The sequence below is a fragment of the Flavobacterium sp. PL11 genome, from assembly GCF_035985025.1.
GTDB lineage: Bacteria > Bacteroidota > Bacteroidia > Flavobacteriales > Flavobacteriaceae > Flavobacterium.
The window spans coordinates 40,256-58,478 of sequence record NZ_JAXCIA010000014.1; the positions used below are offsets into that span (position 1 = coordinate 40,256).

At 31.2% G+C, this 18,223-nt stretch carries 15 protein-coding genes; 7 read left to right on the top strand and 8 right to left on the bottom strand.

The window, feature by feature from the left end:
• Nucleotides 1-77 precede the first annotated feature (77 nt).
• Nucleotides 78-1,943 carry a M61 family metallopeptidase gene (locus tag RCH18_RS09100; protein WP_326936441.1) on the bottom strand — a complete coding sequence of 622 codons (1,866 nt, stop codon included), beginning with the start codon at nt 1,941-1,943 and terminating at the stop codon, nt 78-80.
• Nucleotides 1,944-2,019: 76 nt separating this feature from the next.
• Nucleotides 2,020-2,853 carry a DUF6929 family protein gene (locus tag RCH18_RS09105; protein ID WP_326936442.1) on the bottom strand — a complete coding sequence of 278 codons (834 nt, stop codon included), beginning with the start codon at nt 2,851-2,853 and terminating at the stop codon, nt 2,020-2,022.
• A 162-nt stretch (nt 2,854-3,015) separates the two neighbouring features.
• Here RCH18_RS09105 and RCH18_RS09110 point away from each other — a divergent pair, with 162 nt between their 5' ends.
• A complete protein-coding gene (locus RCH18_RS09110) occupies nt 3,016-3,894 on the top strand; it encodes a PPK2 family polyphosphate kinase (protein ID WP_326936443.1) in 879 nt (292 codons plus the stop codon).
• Between the two features lie 45 nt (nt 3,895-3,939).
• Here the strand turns inward: RCH18_RS09110 and RCH18_RS09115 are convergent, their stop codons facing one another.
• On the bottom strand, nt 3,940-4,449 hold the full coding sequence (locus RCH18_RS09115) for a hypothetical protein (protein ID WP_326936444.1): 510 nt from the start codon (nt 4,447-4,449) through the stop codon (nt 3,940-3,942).
• Nucleotides 4,450-4,667: 218 nt separating this feature from the next.
• Between RCH18_RS09115 and RCH18_RS09120 the strand changes: the two genes are divergently transcribed.
• Together RCH18_RS09120 and RCH18_RS09125 are read left to right on the top strand one after the other, a co-directional pair.
• Nucleotides 4,668-6,062, top strand: coding sequence for an MATE family efflux transporter (locus RCH18_RS09120; protein WP_326936445.1), 1,395 nt, complete (start codon nt 4,668-4,670; stop codon nt 6,060-6,062).
• A 5-nt stretch (nt 6,063-6,067) separates the two neighbouring features.
• On the top strand, nt 6,068-6,298 hold the full coding sequence (locus RCH18_RS09125) for a hypothetical protein (RefSeq protein WP_326936446.1): 231 nt from the start codon (nt 6,068-6,070) through the stop codon (nt 6,296-6,298).
• 62 nt (nt 6,299-6,360) lie between these two features.
• Here the strand turns inward: RCH18_RS09125 and meaB are convergent, their stop codons facing one another.
• Nucleotides 6,361-7,446, bottom strand: a complete 1,086-nt coding sequence (gene meaB, locus RCH18_RS09130) for a methylmalonyl Co-A mutase-associated GTPase MeaB (RefSeq protein WP_326936497.1) — start codon at nt 7,444-7,446, stop codon at nt 6,361-6,363.
• Nucleotides 7,447-7,691: 245 nt separating this feature from the next.
• On the opposite strand from meaB, the gene RCH18_RS09135 reads away from it, so the two are divergent.
• The 4 genes from RCH18_RS09135 (at nt 7,692) to RCH18_RS09150 (ending at nt 11,884) form a co-directional block, all read left to right on the top strand.
• The gene (locus RCH18_RS09135; protein WP_326936447.1) at nt 7,692-8,138 is read left to right on the top strand and encodes a hypothetical protein; all 447 of its coding nucleotides are present in this window, start codon (nt 7,692-7,694) and stop codon (nt 8,136-8,138) included.
• A 697-nt stretch (nt 8,139-8,835) separates the two neighbouring features.
• A complete protein-coding gene (locus RCH18_RS09140; RefSeq protein WP_326936448.1) occupies nt 8,836-9,744 on the top strand; it encodes an AEC family transporter in 909 nt (302 codons plus the stop codon).
• Between the two features lie 39 nt (nt 9,745-9,783).
• Nucleotides 9,784-10,995 (top strand): MFS transporter, encoded by a 1,212-nt coding sequence (locus RCH18_RS09145; RefSeq protein ID WP_326936449.1) that lies wholly within the window; start codon nt 9,784-9,786, stop codon nt 10,993-10,995.
• Nucleotides 10,996-11,245: 250 nt separating this feature from the next.
• Nucleotides 11,246-11,884 carry a peroxiredoxin gene (locus RCH18_RS09150; RefSeq protein WP_326936450.1) on the top strand — a complete coding sequence of 213 codons (639 nt, stop codon included), beginning with the start codon at nt 11,246-11,248 and terminating at the stop codon, nt 11,882-11,884.
• A 63-nt stretch (nt 11,885-11,947) separates the two neighbouring features.
• Here RCH18_RS09150 and RCH18_RS09155 read toward each other — a convergent pair whose 3' ends face one another.
• The 4 genes from RCH18_RS09155 to RCH18_RS09170 all read right to left on the bottom strand — a co-directional run bounded on the left by RCH18_RS09155 (nt 11,948) and on the right by RCH18_RS09170 (nt 17,740).
• Complete coding sequence (locus tag RCH18_RS09155) at nt 11,948-13,756, bottom strand: alpha-amylase family glycosyl hydrolase (RefSeq protein WP_326936451.1); 1,809 nt, start codon at nt 13,754-13,756, stop codon at nt 11,948-11,950.
• 756 nt (nt 13,757-14,512) lie between these two features.
• Nucleotides 14,513-15,094, bottom strand: a complete 582-nt coding sequence (gene nudK / locus RCH18_RS09160) for a GDP-mannose pyrophosphatase NudK (protein WP_326936452.1) — start codon at nt 15,092-15,094, stop codon at nt 14,513-14,515.
• A 36-nt stretch (nt 15,095-15,130) separates the two neighbouring features.
• Nucleotides 15,131-15,367, bottom strand: coding sequence for a hypothetical protein (locus RCH18_RS09165; protein ID WP_326936453.1), 237 nt, complete (start codon nt 15,365-15,367; stop codon nt 15,131-15,133).
• A 282-nt stretch (nt 15,368-15,649) separates the two neighbouring features.
• The gene (locus tag RCH18_RS09170) at nt 15,650-17,740 is read right to left on the bottom strand and encodes an LruC domain-containing protein (protein WP_326936454.1); all 2,091 of its coding nucleotides are present in this window, start codon (nt 17,738-17,740) and stop codon (nt 15,650-15,652) included.
• Between the last annotated feature and the right edge of the window lie 483 nt (nt 17,741-18,223).

Below are 18,223 nucleotides of genomic sequence, written 5' to 3' on the forward strand. Positions count from 1 at the left end.
TGTTTTAGTTAATAATATCAAATTATATAAAAAATCCCAATCTATTTCAAATTGGGATTTGCTCTTATTTTTCAAATTTAGGCTTTAAGCCAAGCTTCCTTAAGCGAATTTTTTGAAGTGTCGCTAAATTTAAGGCCTTCTTTATCTTCATAAGGAAGTTTTACTTTTCCAGATAATATTTGATCTTTGCCATTTCGTTTTATTTTAACAGTAATAGCGTCATTTTCTTTCCAGTTTTGACTTATAGTAATCATTTCATAAATATTATCTAGTGAATACTGTGTATCATTTATAGCAACAATAATATCTCCTCCTTTTAAATCTAAATTTTTATAGAAATCATTAAGTTCCATATTTGGAATTACCATTATTTCTTTGGTTTGCTGATCAACTGTAATGTATGGCACTTGCCCTTTTAAGAATACATTTGTTGCCTCTTTAATCAAGGACTTTGTAATACCAACTTTAGCTAGAAACATATCATAAGGAATAGGAGTGGAGCCCGCAACATACGTTTGTAAGAACGAACCCACTTCAGGATACGTCAAAGAAGTAATTTTTGGAAAAAGTTCGTCATCGTTAAATGGTTTTAAAGCACCATATTCAGTAGATAGTTTTTGCATTAAATCAAGAATTCCTCTTTCGCCATTACTTTTTTCTCTTATAATCAGATCAATGCACATTCCTATGAGAGCACCTTTTTCATAAACATTTAAGTATTGTGCTTTATAAGGTTCAGTCAAAACATTCGTACTCATAGTCGTAAATGACATGGTATCATTCATGGCATTTGCATTTTCAATTTTATCGGCTATTCGATTGTAAAAATCTTCTTCAGTGATTAATCCTTGATTTATTTGAAAAAGATTAGCAAAATATTCTGTTACTCCTTCATACATCCATAAATGCTGAGACATTTTAGGGGAGTTGTAATCAAAATCATGTATTTCTTTTGAATGAATTGAAAGAGGAGTTACAATATGAAAAAATTCGTGTGACACTACATCAATCATTGACTTTACCAGCTCTTCTTTTGGCATCATCTCAGGTAAAACTACCGTTGTGGCAGTAGGATGTTCCAATGCGCCAAAGCCTTTAGCATCTGTATTTGTCATTGATGACAAATAAAGCAAAACACTATATTTTTTAGTAGCATTTATCTTTCCTAAAAAAGTTTTTTGAGCGGTCATCATCTTTTTCATCTCTGGAGTAATACTTTCAGCAGTTACTTTTCCTGTTGGAGAATAAACACCAATTAAGATTTCCATTCCATCAATGGTAAAAGTTGTATAATCTGGCTTTGAATACATCACCGGATTTTCAACTAACTCTGCATAACGTGACGTTTTAAAAAGATCAATAGTAGTATTTGAATCAAGATCTGTCATTGATGTTGCTCCCCAAAGTGTTTCTGGATGAGAAATTGTAACATGATAGGGAAGTTTTTTTTTATCTTTAAAATAGCCTACAAATCCGTGCATGTTTAACATAAAGTTTTTACCAGCATCGATATTTGTTCCGGCTGGCGAAAAAATATCATCAGTGCCAAAACCATTTCCTTTTTCAGTATCAAAAGTATCATCAACTAAATAGGTCACTTGTGCTAAGTTTTTTGCATTTTTAATGAGCCATGTATTATCATCAGATTTAGAAGTTGGTAATAAATTGCCTTTATTATCAATTGCTTTAAAATCAATAATATATTTGCCGTAATCATCTATGGAGTAAGTTCCAGGAACAATTTTGGGCATGCTATACGTTACCTCTTCAGTAGTAAATTTTGGAGCAGTTACTCTTACCATCACTTTGTCATCGACAACGTCATTTAAGTTTATCGTAACATTTATTGATTGTGCATCTTTATTTGTGGATTCCGCAGTTCTCACTGTTTTACAGCTCCATAAAACGGATACCGTAGCCAACATTATAAATATTCTCTTCATTTTATTTTAATTTATATTTTTTATTGGTCGCTGTATTTCAACAATTGTTACATATTAAAAACGAAAGGTGAACGTATTATAGATTCAACGTCAGTTTATAAATAGTTGTTTCTAAAATGTTTGTGTCCTTATCTTCACACAATAAAAATTCAATTTTATCAATTGACTGACTCCATATAGTAAGTCCTTCAAATTTATGATTATCGCTTATTTTTTTTGTAAAAGTTATTTTCATAGTCCTTAAGTCGATGCCGCCAATGATACTGCCCATCACTTCGCCATCATCATACGTGGATTTTGTATCTTCGGCTGTGGCCAAAAAGTAAATCGTATTATTAACTAAAATTGCATCCGTGAAACTAGTTGTAATTCCTTTTATTTTTGGGAGTTTATAATCAGTGGAACGTATTTTAAAGTCCTTTATTAAATTCTGACCCTCAATTATAAAAAGAACATTTCTGTTATTGCTTCCATTGCCTCTGTTAAATAAATACCAACTTTTACCATCATAAATTGCTCCTTCAAGATTAAAATCTGTTTGATTTACTTTAGCAAAACTTTGCATTACAGCGTACAAATCAGTTAAATCATAAGTCGAAATTAAATTTTTAGTTATAGCGTTAAAGCGAATCATTCCATTTCGTTTTTCTGTAGAACCTGAACCAAAAATATAAAGGTCTTCGCCATAGCTAGTTATCGCTTCATAATCAGGTTTATCTTTTTTTATAATATTTTCGGCTGGGTTTTCAAGTAGCGGGTAACGTTTTAAGTCATTAGAATCTAGCAAATATTCATATAAATATCCGCTATTATCGCCAATAATATAAAGTGAATTATCCTTATAAATAAGTCCTGAAGCAGAGCCAATGCCTATAATTTGAGATAGTAATTCGAGTTTTATTTTTTGCATAGTTTTTTGTTTTATAAATGAGAACCTAAACCTGATTTGCATTTATAGTATTTTTTACATTGTGGATGTTGCTGCGAGTAGAACTTAAAGCTGATGAAGTAACAAATCAGAAAACGCTGTAAAATTCGTTATATTTGACTTTACAAATTTAAATTATTTCTTATGAAATCTATAAATCCAGAAGATTTTAAAGTAGTTGGTAAAATTGATTTGTCAAAATTACCAACAAATTTAGAAATTGATGCAAGTGATGACAAAAAAGAAGATAAGTTAGAAAACGTAAGTGAAAAACTAAGCGAGTTGCAAGATGTGATGTACGCTCACAATAGGTATGGAGTACTAATTTGCTTGCAAGGGATGGATACTTCGGGCAAAGACAGCCTGATTCGAGAAGTTTTTAAAGGGTTTAATTCTCGTGGAGTAGTGGTACATAGCTTCAAAACTCCCAATTCTACTGAGCTAGAGCACGATTATTTATGGCGTCATTATTTGGCTTTGCCAGAAAAAGGGAAATTTGCAATTTTTAATAGAACATACTATGAAAATGTTTTAGTAACTCGGGTGCATCCCGAATATATTTTAGATGAAAATTTGCCTGGAATAGAGAAAGTAGAGGACATCACGCCAAAATTTTGGAAAAAGCGAATGAAACAAATCAAGAATTTTGAAAAGCATCTGACTCAAAATGGTACAATAATAATGAAATTTTATCTTCACCTGAGTAAAGAGGAACAAAGACAGAGGTTGCTACGACGTCTAAAGGAAGGGAAACATAATTGGAAATTCTCAACAGGAGATTTAAAAGAAAGAGAACATTGGGAGGAGTATATGAAATATTACCAAAAGGCGATAAATAATACTGCTACAAAAAAAAATCCATGGTATATAATTCCTGCTGATGATAAGGAAATGGCACGTTACATTGTAGCTAAAATAATTTGGGAAGAAATGCAAAAATATACTGATATTAAGCAACCAGAAATGGACGATAAAGTCAAGGCTAATATCGACATGTACAAGGAAACCTTAGAAAAAGAATAAAAAAAATGCGCTGTAACCAGCGCATTTTTTTGAATATGAAATAAATTATAGTTTAAAACCATAAGCCACTCTTAAAGCTATTTGATTGGTGTCATATTCTGTATATGATTCATAACGTAAACTAAAGTCAATTTTTTTACTGGCATATCCTATTCCCGGAGCCCATAAATAGGTGTCTTGTTTTTGACCATTTGTAACAGCTATACCACCACCAATTTCACCTAAAATATAAAATTGATCTTCCCATACAAAAGCTTTAAAACCAGCTTTTACGGGAATAAATCCTAAATCTTTTCTATCATTACTAATAAACAAATTAGTAAAACCTGTAGTCAACACTGCTGAATATCTTTTTGTGATATCATATTGCAATCTAACATCCGCTCCCAGAGCATAGTTGTAAACATCTTCATTAGTAGGCGCTCCAACATTGACACCAACACCTAAACGGAATGCTTGGTCATAATTTTTAACCTCTTGTGCTTGCGATTGATTTGCAAAAAATAATGCAACTGTAAATGCTAAAGCGATTTTAATTCTTCCTGCGATTTTCATAATTCTTTTTTAAATTTTTCTTTTATTTAGTAGATGTATTGCTTTTAGCAACGAGGCAAAAGTAAAACTACTCCCATTATAAAAGTTATAGAATTTGACAGCTTTCTTATAGAATTACTTGTAAGAATATTGTTTCAAAAAAATAAATTTTTTATAAATTCAATTGTAACCATACAATTCAAAGGTTCTAATTATCTTTGCACAAAAAATAATAAAAAGTGAATTTATCTCAATATACAAAAGAGTTTTCTTATAATTTGCGTTTAGCCTATCCTATAATTTTAGGAATGTTAGGGCACACCGTAGTCGGTATTGTTGATAACATCATGGTGGGAAAATTAGGACCTACAGAGTTAGCTGCAGTTTCATTAGGCAATAGTTTTGTTTTTATAGCAATGTCTTTAGGTATTGGTTTTTCAACTGCTATAACACCACTAGCTGCGGAGGCAGATGGAAAAGACGATATTGATGAAGGTAGAAGTGTATTTCATAATGGGCTATTTCTTTGTTCGATATTAGGGTTCACTTTGTTCTTAATAATTTTCTTTTTCAAACCATTGATTGCTTTTATGGGTCAACCTGATATTGTGGTTGAAATGGCTAAGCCATATTTAGATATTGTGGCATTTTCATTAGTACCATTAATTATTTTTCAAGCCTATAAACAATTTGCCGATGGTAAATCAGAGACTAAAGTTTCAATGTGGGCAACTATTATTGGTAACATCATAAATGTTGTTATTAATTATTTTTTAATTTATGGAATTTGGTTTTTTCCTAAAATGGGAATAGTAGGAGCAGCTGTAGGAACTATTGTTTCTCGTATTGTAATGTTGATTTTTATCCATTATTCTTTAGCAAGAAAGCCTAAATTTTTCCCTTATTTTGAAAGCTTTAGTTTTAAGGAGATCAAAAAGAAAATGCTCAATAAAATCATCAATTTAGGTCTTCCCTCTTCTATGCAAATGTTTTTTGAAGTTGGACTTTTTACAGCAGCGGTCTGGCTTTCTGGACTCTTGGGAACCACCACCCAAGCGGCAAACCAAATTGCCCTAAGCCTTGCTTCACTAACATTTATGTTTGCCATGGGACTCAGCGTGGCGGTAATGATCAGAGTAGGGAATCAGAAAGGACGAATGGATTATGTTAAATTACAATTGGTAGCGCGGTCGATATTTTTATTGGCTATACTTTTAGAAGTGGTATTTGCTATTATTTTTATAGTTTTTCATCAATATTTACCGCAAATTTTTGTTGATGTTAATGATATTGAACATATATTAGAAACTAAAGAAGTAATATTTATAGCCTCTCAATTGTTATTTGTTGCAGCATTTTTCCAAATATCAGATGGAATTCAAGTCGTTGTTTTGGGAGCTTTAAGAGGGTTGCAAGATGTAAAAATACCAATGTATATAACATTTGTCGCTTACTGGGTCATCGGTTTTCCCATTTCAATATATTTGGGATTATATACCAATTTGAAAGCAATAGGAATTTGGATTGGACTTTTAGCTGGACTGACCGCAGCAGCAATATTTTTGTATATTCGCTTTGCGCGAATGACAAAAACATTAATTTTAGAAGGAGACATTAACAACATTAATAAATAGACAATATGGAATTACCAAAATTTTTACTGGGTGATAATACTGATTTTCCTGAGGATATCTTTATCATACATCTTGATTATCCTCGATTTATTATCAACTTAAAAGATGATGAAGTTGAGTTTATCGAAGAGGCCGAAGATCTTGACGAAGGTGAACTTAATACTGAAATGGAGGGCTTAATCGTTCGAGCGAACGAATTTTATGATCGCGAGATGGAACGGTATGAGAAGGAATAAATTAAATAGTAAATGTAAAACTTAAGTAAAAGTAGTGTGTGAGTATATTTTCATGCAATAGATTACTTAAAATATTTATCTAACATATATTGAGCGGCAGCAAAAGGTGATGTTTCATTATTTTGCACCGCTTTTTTAATTGTATTTAATGATTTTTGAATCTCTGGATTGTTATAGAAATTCAGTTTTATCTGCTCATTTATAGTTTCTAACATCCAATACTGATTCTGTTCTTGTCGTTTTTCTCTAAAAGATTTATTCTCCTTAGTTAATGTTAGAAACTTTTCAATTATTTCCCATACTGTAGCAATGCCTTCTTGAGTTATGGAACTACAAGTAGAAGTTTTAGGAATCCATCCCGAACTTTTTGCTGGAAATAGATGTAAAGCTCTTTTGAATTCCATTTTTGCAAATTGTGCTTTCTTGATATTATCGCCATCGGCTTTGTTGATTACAATTGCATCAGCCATTTCCATAATTCCTCGTTTAATACCTTGTAGTTCGTCACCAGCACCTGATATTTTTAAAAGCAAAAAGAAATCTACCATGCTGTGTACTGCAGTTTCACTTTGGCCTACGCCAACGGTCTCAATTATTATTGTATCAAAACCAGCTGCTTCACACAAGGTTATACTTTCTCTAGTTTTTCTTGCTACACCACCTAGAGTTTCCCCTGAAGCCGAAGGTCGGATATAGGCATTTTCATCTTTTACTAGTTCTTCCATTCTGGTTTTATCGCCTAAAATACTCCCATGACTAATAGTGCTGCTGGGATCAACTGCTAAAACAGCAACTTTTTTACCTAAGCTAGTTAAATGTTTTCCAAATGCTTCAATAAAAGTGCTTTTTCCTACACCAGGAACTCCAGTAATACCTATTCGCACAGATTTCCCAGCATTGGGTAAACAAGCATTAATCACTTCATTGGCTTTCGCTAAATGATTGGGATTAGTACTTTCAACTAAAGTAATTGCCCGACTCAGAGCGGTTATATTGCCTATAGAAATTCCATTAACTAATTCGGCTACGGTGGGCTGTATTTTTCTTCGTTGCTGTATGTTTCCAATAGCGGTTGCACTAGATATCTCTGGCTGAGAAATTCCTGCTTTTTCTGTTAAGGCGCTTTTATGTACTTTTTTTAATGACAAAATGGATGATTTATAAACGTAAAAATAATGAAAATATACTATTCCAGAACTTTTTAAATGTTTAGATTTAGTATTAGGTATTTGGATCATTTTCCTTTGTAGTTAATACTTCCACTGTAGCTACTTAATACTATTAAAATTAAAAAACTGCGGATGATTTAAGTCATTTGTTACGTCAACAACGGTATTCTAGTGTAAAATAGCTTATATTTATACAATTGTTTAAACGAATTTAACTTACAAAAATGGACATCTCAAAAAAAATAATATTAGAAGCTTGTATTGAAAAGCAAAATCACCTCATAGAAAATTTTCAAACTCGTTTAGAAACAATGAAATCAGATGTTTTTGAGTATGATCAATCTCCAAGTCAAACAGATAATCGTGCGGCGGGAAAGATAGAATTGCTCAATGCAGTAGGAAAAGAACTTGATTTTGCACTTAGAGAAATGGAAATTTTGCAAATGATAAATCCCGATAAAGAAAGTTCAATTGTAGAGCCAGGAGCTATAGTAATTACAGATAAAATGATATTTTTTATTTGTGTCTCAGTAGAACAAATTGAAGTTGAAGGAAATTCTATTTTTGGAATCTCAACCAAAGCGCCCATCTACTCAGCAATGAGAGGATTATCAAAAAAGTCCGATTTTCAATTTAATGAAACTGCTTATAGTATAAAGGAAGTACGCTAGTACAATAATACAATACATAATTTATGTGGACTACGTGATAGATGCAATTTTTTAGAGCATTTTAAACTGAAAATTAATGCTAATTTGTCTTAGACAAAGTTTTCTTCAGTTCTTGTTTTTTGTCATTTTGAGCGCCGTCTAAATTTTAACATTACATACGCCTTGATTTCGCTCAATGACATGAAATTTCTAATGAAATCATTTTTATTATTTCTTTTCAAAAATGATAAAAAAATGAATATTTGAATCTACTGTGTAATTAATAAATATATCATAAGTATTATAATTAAAAGCATCAATCATTATAGATGAAAATCAGTAGTGTTTTACTCAATCTTACGTTTACAATAAATTTATTTTAATTTACTATTTTTCAATACATCTACATTTATAAGCTTCCGATTTGTTGTTTCTTTGTTCCAATAATTAAAGTAAATTATGTGAACAATTTGTGAACACATTTAACTGTCATCGTTTTGTAATATATATGGCCTAATTAGAAAAAAAGGAATTAAAATATATTTATGTTTTCGCAACATGAATAACGATTATGTTTAAAACTTATATGGCTCAAAGGGTTAAAAGCAACGATATTATTTTCTTATAATTACTTATTATTTCTTAAAAAATTTGCACACAAATTTATATTCATATTGATCATTAAAATAATTTTACTCTTTAGGTCTATTTTTACCGTATGAATAATTTCATCCTCATCTTTTCTTTTTTATTTATAGGCCTAATTTTGCAGTATATAAAAGGATTTCCAATCTCAATATATAAGCTATTAAATAAAATTGTAATCTTTTTTTGCTTACCAGCGATTGCACTTTATTATATACCTAAAATTGATACTAGCGATGATTTATTATTTCCTATTGGTGTTGCTTGGATTTGTTTTGGAGGATCGTATCTGTTCTTTTCATTATTAGGCAAAAAGTACAATTGGCCGAGAAAATTAACTGGTTGTTTAATTATTACAGCCGGTTTAGGTAATACTTCTTTTCTAGGATATCCTATTATTCAAGCATTATATGGTCCAGAAGGAATGAAAACTGCTGTTTTGGTTGATCAGCCGGGATCATTTGTTATACTTTCAACTTTTGCAATTCTCGTAGCTAGTATTTATTCAACAGCAAAGCCTAACGGGTTTCAAATCGTAAAGAAAATTGCATTCTTTCCACCATTTTTAACTTTTCTTATTGCATGCACAATGAATATTTTTCATTTTGATTTTAACGCGTTCATTCAGTTGTCACTTGTAAACATTGGTAATATCATGACTCCCATAGCTATGCTTTCCGTAGGATTGCAACTCCGATTTGAAAGTCGTAGCCAGCACTGGAAGTTTTTAGGCTTGGGGCTTTTATATAAGTTAATATTGGTACCCGCTTTTGTCTATTTGTTATATGTTATAATTTTGCAGCAGCATTCTAAAGCTATAGAAGTTGCTATCATGGAATCAGCAATGGCGCCTATGATAACGGCAAGTATTTTAGCAACTTCTCATGGTTTAAAACCTCGATTGAGTAGTATGATGATTGGTTATGGAATTCCATTGTCCTTTATTACGTTATTCTTTTGGTATTTTATAGTGCAACTTTAACAGCTACTTATATATAATTAATAATTTTTTTCAAACTAAATGAAGTACTCTACAGAAAATGCTTTAAAAGCTGATCATGCCATTAATGCACAACAAACTGTTTATCCTATTCTGTTTTCAATTGCTTTTGCTCATCTCATCAATGATTTATTACAAGCTGTTATTCCTGCAGCATATCCAGTATTGAAGGAAAACTTTAATTTATCTTTTACTCAAATAGGGTTAATAACATTAGCGTACCAGTTAGCGGGATCGTTATTGCAACCTTTAGTTGGACTTTATACAGACAAGCGACCGCAACCTTTTTCTCAAATTTTCGGAATGATATTCACCTCACTTGGGATTGTGTCTTTATCTTATGCCTCCAGTTTTGAGATGATTATTGTTTCTGTAATATTAGTGGGAATAGGTTCGTCTATTTTTCATCCAGAAGCATCAAGAATCTCATTTTTAGCATCAGGAGGCAAACGAGGTTTAGCACAATCCATATTTCAATTAGGAGGAAATGCTGGAACTGCCATTGGTCCTTTATTAGTAGCTTTAATTGTTGTTCCAAATTCGCAACATTATATTATTTGGTTTTTAGCTGCAGCAGTAATTGGATTAGTCGTTTTAAGTCGAATTGCCATTTGGTATCAAAATCATCTCATTTTGAGAAGCACCCACAAAGCTGTTATAGATCTTCCTAATATTTCTCAGAACAAGATTGTACTTTCAGTTGTGATTTTGATGGTGCTAATTTTCTCAAAATTTGTTTATATGGCTAGTATGTCAAGTTATTTTACTTTTTATTTGATGGAAAAATTTAATTTATCCGTTCAAGACTCACAATTTTATTTAGTTTTATTTTTAGCATCATGTGCTGTGGGAACATTAATTGGTGGACCTATAGGAGATAAATTCGGTAGAAAATATGTGATTTGGTTTTCCGTTTTGGGGGCTGCACCATTTACATTATTACTGCCCTTTGTTGATTTATTTTGGACAGGATTTTTATCTGTCATAATTGGAATCGTTATTTCATCTGCATTTCCTGCTATCTTAGTTTATGCTCAGGAACTGTTGCCTAAAAAGCTTGGAATGGTTTCGGGACTTTTTTATGGATTTGCATTTGGAATGGGCGGTTTAGGATCTGCTTTATTGGGTAATCTAGCAGATCATACGAGTATTACTTACGTTTATTACCTCTGTGCTTATTTACCACTAATAGGAATTATTGCTTTCTTTTTACCTAATTTAAAGAAAAAGTAAAGCGTGCTTTTTTTTGGAGCTTTATCCTGCTCTTCACTATATCTTTTATTTCCTTTCTTCCTTTGTCAGAAATGAAATAAAAGGATGCCGTTTCGATCAGGGCTATGGGATTTGATATGGAAAGACTATTTTGTAATAAAGATTAAATTTAATTGCTTAAGTAAATAATTTTAAAATTGCAATGCTATTTTTGTATTGTTGTCTTAAATTCAATAACTTACCTAAATATTAATTATAAATAGAAATTATTATGGCGACAGTAAGACTAGGCGATATTGCTCCCGACTTTGAAGCAGAAACATCAATGGGTACAATTAAATTTCACGAATGGATTGGCGATTCTTGGTGTATTTTATTTTCACACCCTGCTGATTTCACACCCGTTTGTACTACTGAGTTAGGAACGGTAGCTAACTATTATCCTGAATTTAAAAAGCGAAACGTAAAAGTGATTGCACTAAGTGTGGATGGTGTTGAGTCTCATAAAGAATGGATAAAAGACATCAATGAAACCCAAAATACGACTGTTAACTTTCCTATAATTGCAGATGAAGACAAGCGTATTGCTGAATTATATGATATGATGCATCCCAATGCTAGTGAAAGCCTTACAGTAAGATCCGTATTTATAATAGGACCGGATAAAAAAGTTAAATTAACATTAACGTACCCAGCTTCAACAGGAAGAAATTTTGATGAGTTATTACGTGTAATAGATAGTTTGCAATTAACGGCGAATTACAGTGTAGCAACACCAGCTAACTGGAAAGATGGAGATCAAGTAGTTATTTCTCCATCTATTAAAGACGAAGATATTGCAGAAAAGTTTCCTAAAGGCTGCGAAATAATTAAACCATATTTACGAATGACTCCGCAACCTAATAAGTAAAGTAAGTTACTATTACTTATAAAAGCCGTTTCAATTTTAATTGAAACGGCTTTTAGTTTATAATTACTTATTATTTAATACTGGTAAAAATATTAAAAAGGAGTAAGCAGGTAAATTTGTTACTGCTTTATGGAATTCACCGTCACAACTTTCATCATAAATGGTAACTTGTTCAACAAACATATCCGTAAATTCTTCATCGTACCCTTTCCAATCACTATTAAATGCTAATTCGTAATGATTGGTATTAGGGATTCCAAAACTATAATTTTCATGAGAAATGATAGAAAAATTTAATAAAACTATTGTTGATTCTGAAAAATCACTATTTGTAGAACGAGCATAAGCTAAAACTTTCTGTTCTTCATTAAAATTTAAAATTTTAGTAAATTGTCCTTTTAGTCCTTGACTTTCAAATTTATCTTGGGTTCTAAGCTTTATGATATCTTGAACCATTCTGGTAATTCCTTTATGTTTTTTTTGATGTGTCCAGTCAAGGGCTTCATTATCTTGAAAATATTCATCTTCAATAAATTCTTGACCTTGAAAAAGCATTGGAATCCCTGGCGCTGTTAATGTAATAGCAATTCCTAAAAGAGCTCTTTTTTTACCATAAAAACTATCTGCATTTCCAGGTTCAATTTCTTCTGGCACTCGAGCTTTACCATTGGCAACCTCATCATGGGATTCAGTATAAATTACTCTTTCAAAAACGTCATCATTATATTTAAATAAAATAGCATCAATAAGAGAGTGCATATCACGATGCTTATCATCTTGTTCAATTAATAACTTTCGAACAGGATGAACAAAATTTACGTCCCATTGCGATCCATAACCTATTCCACCATGATCAATTTGAAGTGTTACTATATCCTGCCCTTTTAAATCCTCAGCAATGGTCAATTTACCTGGATATCTTGCTTGTATTTCGGCATTTATATTGCGCATCAATTGATTTCCCTCAGGAATCTCATTATCGTCACCTAATCCACCACCTTCATAACGGATATAAGATGTAGCATCCATACGCAGGCCATCACAATGATAGTCTTCGATCCACATAAAGGCATTGTCTCTTATATATTGGCGTACTTCTTCTCTTCCGTAATCAGGTCTAGTATCGCCCCAAGGCGTACTCGATTTGTAATCATTATAAAAATAAATACCGCCTTTATCATTTTCTGACCAGCCATCAAATTGCCATAAATCCATGTCAGAAGGTCCAAAATGATTATAAACAACATCTAAAATCACTCCAATATCTGCTTTATGAAATTCATTAACCATTCGTGCAAATGCTTCTGCACCTCCGTAATCTCTTTCAATTGCAAAAGGATATGATGGATTATATCCCCAAGAAATACCACCTGCAAATTCAGCTATAGGTAATAATTCAACGCAGTTAATGCCAAGTGATTGTAAGTAAGGTATTTTTTTGATGACATCATCAAATGTAGCTACAGCATCATTATGTTGTCTATTAAAAGTGCCCACATGCAACTCATAAATAACTAATGAATTACAAGATTTCATTTGGAAATCTTGATCTTCCCAATCAAATTTTAAGTCTTTAATTACTGAATTACCGTTACTATTAGTCATTTCTCTTGCATAAGGATCATTTCTACTGAGGATTAAATCTCCATTATGTATGACATATTTGTATTCATCTTCTTTTTTAGCTCCAGCTACCGTAACAGACCAATATCCATTATCTTCATGATTCAGTTCATTTGCTGCCTTATCCCAATTATTAAAAGTGCCAGTTACAAAAACTTTATTCGCGTGTGGTGCCCAAACTCTAAATGTTGTACCATTCTCGGAAATATTAGCACCCATACCCTCCATTTTATTAATGACTTTCTCCATGTTTTTAGAACTTTTAATCGTTTGTTAAAATTTACTTTTTGTTATCTTTTAGTAAATAGAATTTGATCAAAAACTATTTTATACCTAACTTTTTTTCGATCTCCAGCTTATTGATAAATCATGGTGGATTATTTCACAAAAATTAAATGATTTTTCACTTTTAAGACGATGCAAATATCTACTTATAACATTAGTAGTTGCTTACGTAATTTTTAGTGAGTATTATATAATTTTTACAAATGCTTTTTATTGACCTATATGCAATTAAGGCACTTTTCTGTAAAATCATATTTTTAAAGTCTAAAGGAGAATGTCTTTTAGTGAATCTAAGAATTAATAAAAGATTGTTTTTCAAAATTAAAAATTGCTGAAATATTTTGTAAAGTATAGAAGTATTGATTTTACAAATTTTAAGTTAATGAAATGTATTTCTTGCATTTCACATAAATAGAGGATTAAATAGAAATAAATGTTCCTATTGTTCCATAAAAGGGGCATTAGATTGCTATAGAATAGGACATGCAATCTCATTACAACAGAATTATGTAAAAAACAAAGATTTCTTTTTCTTTAAAATAACTAGCTTAGACATCGAAAAGTTCAAATAAATCATATAATTCAAAACTAAGGATACTAGGCAAAATGACAAAAAATGTAATTCAACGATAAAATTTTGTATGATACTAATCTACATTTATCGACTATAAAATGCCAAAAGCAAATGGCTAATCGTACTTTTTTTGAAATATAAATTATTTATAAGTCTAACTTTATTTTAGCATACTGCAATAAAATAACGGTTTTAGCATCTTTAATCTCGCCAGATGCGATCATATTGTATGCTTCATTGTAGGGCATTTCTAAAACATCAATGTTTTCTTGTTCTGATTCTAAACCACCACCATTACTGACTTTCATGGATTCATTATATTCTCCAACGAACAAATGTAAAATCTCAGTTACTGCTCCAGGTGACATAAAAGTTTCCATTATTTTTTCCACTTTTGAAATTCTATATCCTGTTTCTTCTTCCGTTTCTCTAATTATACATTCTTCGGGATGATCTTGATCTAATAATCCTGCACAAACTTCGATCATCATTCCTGTCCGATTCCCGTTAAGATAACTTGGCAGTCTAAATTGTCGTGTTAATATAACAATCTTTTTCGATAAGTTGTAAAGCAAAATAGCTGCGCCATTTCCTCGATCATATACTTCTCGCTTGTGAGTAATCCATGAGTTATCTTTCTTTTGATAATCAAAAATCACTTTACTCAAAGTATACCAATTGTCAGAGAGAAGTTCGGTTTTTTGTATTTTTATAATAGGGTTTTTCATTTTACTGTGTGCAAATATTTTTAAAAAATTCAGGATTTAAGATATAGGTTTTTTAATGTGGAGTCCAGTTGTCATTGTTGGTATTATTAGAAAAGCATTGGCTGTGAGCACCGCATCTTTGTCATTTTTATCGTATTTACAAACCCAAGCACAAACGGAAAGATCTCTATAAATCAGATCTAAAAAAGAGTTTGGATCCATTAAGATTCCGGCATTCCTAGTTGCTATTCCGTCAAAAATTATAGGGATATCTTTTTGAAGTTTTAACAGCACAAAACAATTACTAGTTAATAGATTTGTACGTAAAAATTATTTTTTTACAGAGATGAATGTCATAAATTTTATTCCTTTTTTCGATTAAAAAATCATTTCCTTGTTGCTTATAACACTTTCGTCTTGGGCTTACTATACGTAATGCTTTAAGTACTATTTTGATTGCCAATATTTCGAATATTCCTTATTATATACTTTAAAAAAAATAGTCTTTACTAAAAGCTATTTTAAAAATAAAATCCTAACAGTTTTGCGAGTCTGTTAGGATTTTTATTTTTACTTTTATTTTTTGTATATTTTAGAGTTATCTCTGTATCCAGTTTTGTCTAAATACCAATCCATAAAGGTGGAACCCTTACTTTCTGACCATTTATTGAACATTGTAAAAGCTTTTGTTATATCTTGTTTTTCTGCGGGATAAGCGAACTGGACAGGAATATTTATTGCCCAAGGTAAATTGTTATCAGACATATAATATTTTTGAGCAGCCAAATTACTGTTATCATCTCCAGTCCCAAATATAGATTTATCAGCCAAATCAGTTGGTTCACTCGCTGGCAGATGTATTTCTTTTCCACGAATACCACCTACTACAATAAATGGATTGTAAGGAGCTGTTCCAAAACTGCTTAATAAAATTGGTGTTTTAAACTCTATTTTCACGTTGATTGTTTTAGGAGTAAAGTAGGCACCACCTATATAAGTATTTACAATAGAGCCATTATTATTCATTATTTTAAAAGAATCATCAAAAACAGGAACGACTGCTTTTGATTGATTTTTTTCCGTTCCATTTGAATTTAATACAAATATACCATTACTTAAGCTTTGTCCAATAACTGATTTTATATTGCTTGAAGATGTGTTAAATTGTAACGAAAATGCATTTCTCAAAGAAGCTCCTATAGCTCTAACGGTCATTGCCGCATTTATTTCTACTATTTTATTATCGGCATTTGTTACTTGATTAAAATTATAATCAATAACTAAATCGTTGAAATCATAGTCACCTTTATAAGGCCATAAATCTTCATAGGCAAGTGTTCCGACATTATTTTTGGAAGGAAAATAATTATTAAACGCTTTTGTACGATCATTTGGATATTCATCAAGTGAATCACCTACGCCATCGCCATCAGAATCCTTTGGTGTATCGATGGGTTTTATTTGATCAGTTTTAGCGGCAGTGAAGGGAGAAATACTAGCATAAAAAATGGCATCATTAAAATCTTCGTCTGAATTTTTTTCGCGATTAACGTCTTCAAAACCTATTAATAAAAGTTGACGTTTAGTATCTTTTAAAACTACATTGTGTTTTTTCTTATCAATATTGGTTTCGGGATTAAAATGTTTGTCAGAATATAATTTTCCAATACCTGAACCAATTGAAGTTGTAGTTGAATTAAAGCTATTAGCAATAAAAAACCAAGCTACTGTAGTTCCAGCAGGAAATCTTTTAGTATATTTATTTGTTAAAGGATCTAAATAGAGTAATTGCACTTTGTTGCCAGAACGTAGAGACCCACCAGACCCATTGTAAGAAACATTTGGAAAAATAATGGTTGGATCTGCAATTAAATTTTGACTCGCTGGAGGATTGTCATTTTTATGAGTGTAGTATCCAAGTGCATTTTTATACCCAGCACCTTCGTGTACAAATGTAATCCAAACCTCTGCATCTTCGACAAGTTCAATATTTCCATTATCACTAGAATTTAAATATTCAGGATGAGAATCTGGAAGTTTTTTGTATTCAGGTAAAGAAGTATTTACATCTGCTAAAAAGTCATTGCTTATAATGTCATCTTTGCCCAATAAGTAATTTGGTTTTCCCTGGTTATCCCAAGAACCAAGTACATAGTAGCCGCTCATTTTTATAGGATTAGGTATATCGGCTGTTGGGGAGGTTTTTGAAGTGCGACTAGATTTATTAGTGTTTTGACTAAATGACCCACCAACTACTACATTAATATCCTTAGAATCTATTTTTATCTGTTTTAATGAAGGGAAACCAATATGATTCACTAAAATACTCAAGCTATCTGTAAAAGTTTCAGGTGCAATTTCGCAATTCAATAGACCTGCATTAGAACTAATTCCTTTAAATGCTAAAAAATCACTGCTGTTTTCTTTAAGTAGACCTTCAGCTGTTAAAGGGTTTTGAGTGTAAATTTCTACAGGTACACCTCCCATAGGTTTGTTTTCTGAATTTAAAGTCGATACAGAAACCTTAATTTCTTTAGTAGTTTTAAAATCGAAATTTGAATAATTTTGAATGTTGTTTATTTCCTCATCTCGGACACAGGAAAATAATAGAATACTTAAAATAGAAAATAATACAAGATTAGTTTTAGGACTAATTTCTCTCATCATCGTAGGCATATTTGTTTAGTTATTTTCGTGCAAAAGTAATTTTTTTTTGTGACTATAAATAACAATTTCGATGATTATTGTCTTATGTTCGACAATTTTTCTTTTTCTATATTGTGATTTTTGCACAATAAATTTTATCGTAATTAAATCAGCACTTTTCTTTGAAATTTTATAGGTGTTTAATAATTTCTTAATCCATAAACCAACGTGTTGTTAACTAATTATGTCATCAAAACAACAAGATGTGCGATACTATAGAAAACCAAGAAATAGCTCTTGTCTAAACAAAATATGAGCATTAATATTAATCTCTAACGCAAACAGTTTAGAAGCACACTCCATTATTCAAATTTTAATTTATTAGGTAGTGATAGTATAAATTTTATGAGAGTGATCATCATAAAATTGAATTGGCTAGAATCTTTCGCCAATTGAGGTAGTAGTCATACATTATTGCAATTTGTATTAATCCAAAGGCTAAAC

Coding starts and splice junctions, on each gene's coding strand:
- RCH18_RS09100 (WP_326936441.1), bottom strand. CDS start 1,943: ATGAAGAGAATATTTATAATGTTGGCTACGGTATCCGTTTTATGGAGC.
- RCH18_RS09105 (WP_326936442.1), bottom strand. CDS start 2,853: ATGCAAAAAATAAAACTCGAATTACTATCTCAAATTATAGGCATTGGC.
- RCH18_RS09110 (WP_326936443.1), top strand. CDS start 3,016: ATGAAATCTATAAATCCAGAAGATTTTAAAGTAGTTGGTAAAATTGAT.
- RCH18_RS09115 (WP_326936444.1), bottom strand. CDS start 4,449: ATGAAAATCGCAGGAAGAATTAAAATCGCTTTAGCATTTACAGTTGCA.
- RCH18_RS09125 (WP_326936446.1), top strand. CDS start 6,068: ATGGAATTACCAAAATTTTTACTGGGTGATAATACTGATTTTCCTGAG.
- RCH18_RS09135 (WP_326936447.1), top strand. CDS start 7,692: ATGGACATCTCAAAAAAAATAATATTAGAAGCTTGTATTGAAAAGCAA.
- RCH18_RS09140 (WP_326936448.1), top strand. CDS start 8,836: ATGAATAATTTCATCCTCATCTTTTCTTTTTTATTTATAGGCCTAATT.
- RCH18_RS09145 (WP_326936449.1), top strand. CDS start 9,784: ATGAAGTACTCTACAGAAAATGCTTTAAAAGCTGATCATGCCATTAAT.
- RCH18_RS09150 (WP_326936450.1), top strand. CDS start 11,246: ATGGCGACAGTAAGACTAGGCGATATTGCTCCCGACTTTGAAGCAGAA.
- RCH18_RS09155 (WP_326936451.1), bottom strand. CDS start 13,756: ATGGAGAAAGTCATTAATAAAATGGAGGGTATGGGTGCTAATATTTCC.
- nudK (WP_326936452.1), bottom strand. CDS start 15,094: ATGAAAAACCCTATTATAAAAATACAAAAAACCGAACTTCTCTCTGAC.
- RCH18_RS09170 (WP_326936454.1), bottom strand. CDS start 17,740: ATGATGAGAGAAATTAGTCCTAAAACTAATCTTGTATTATTTTCTATT.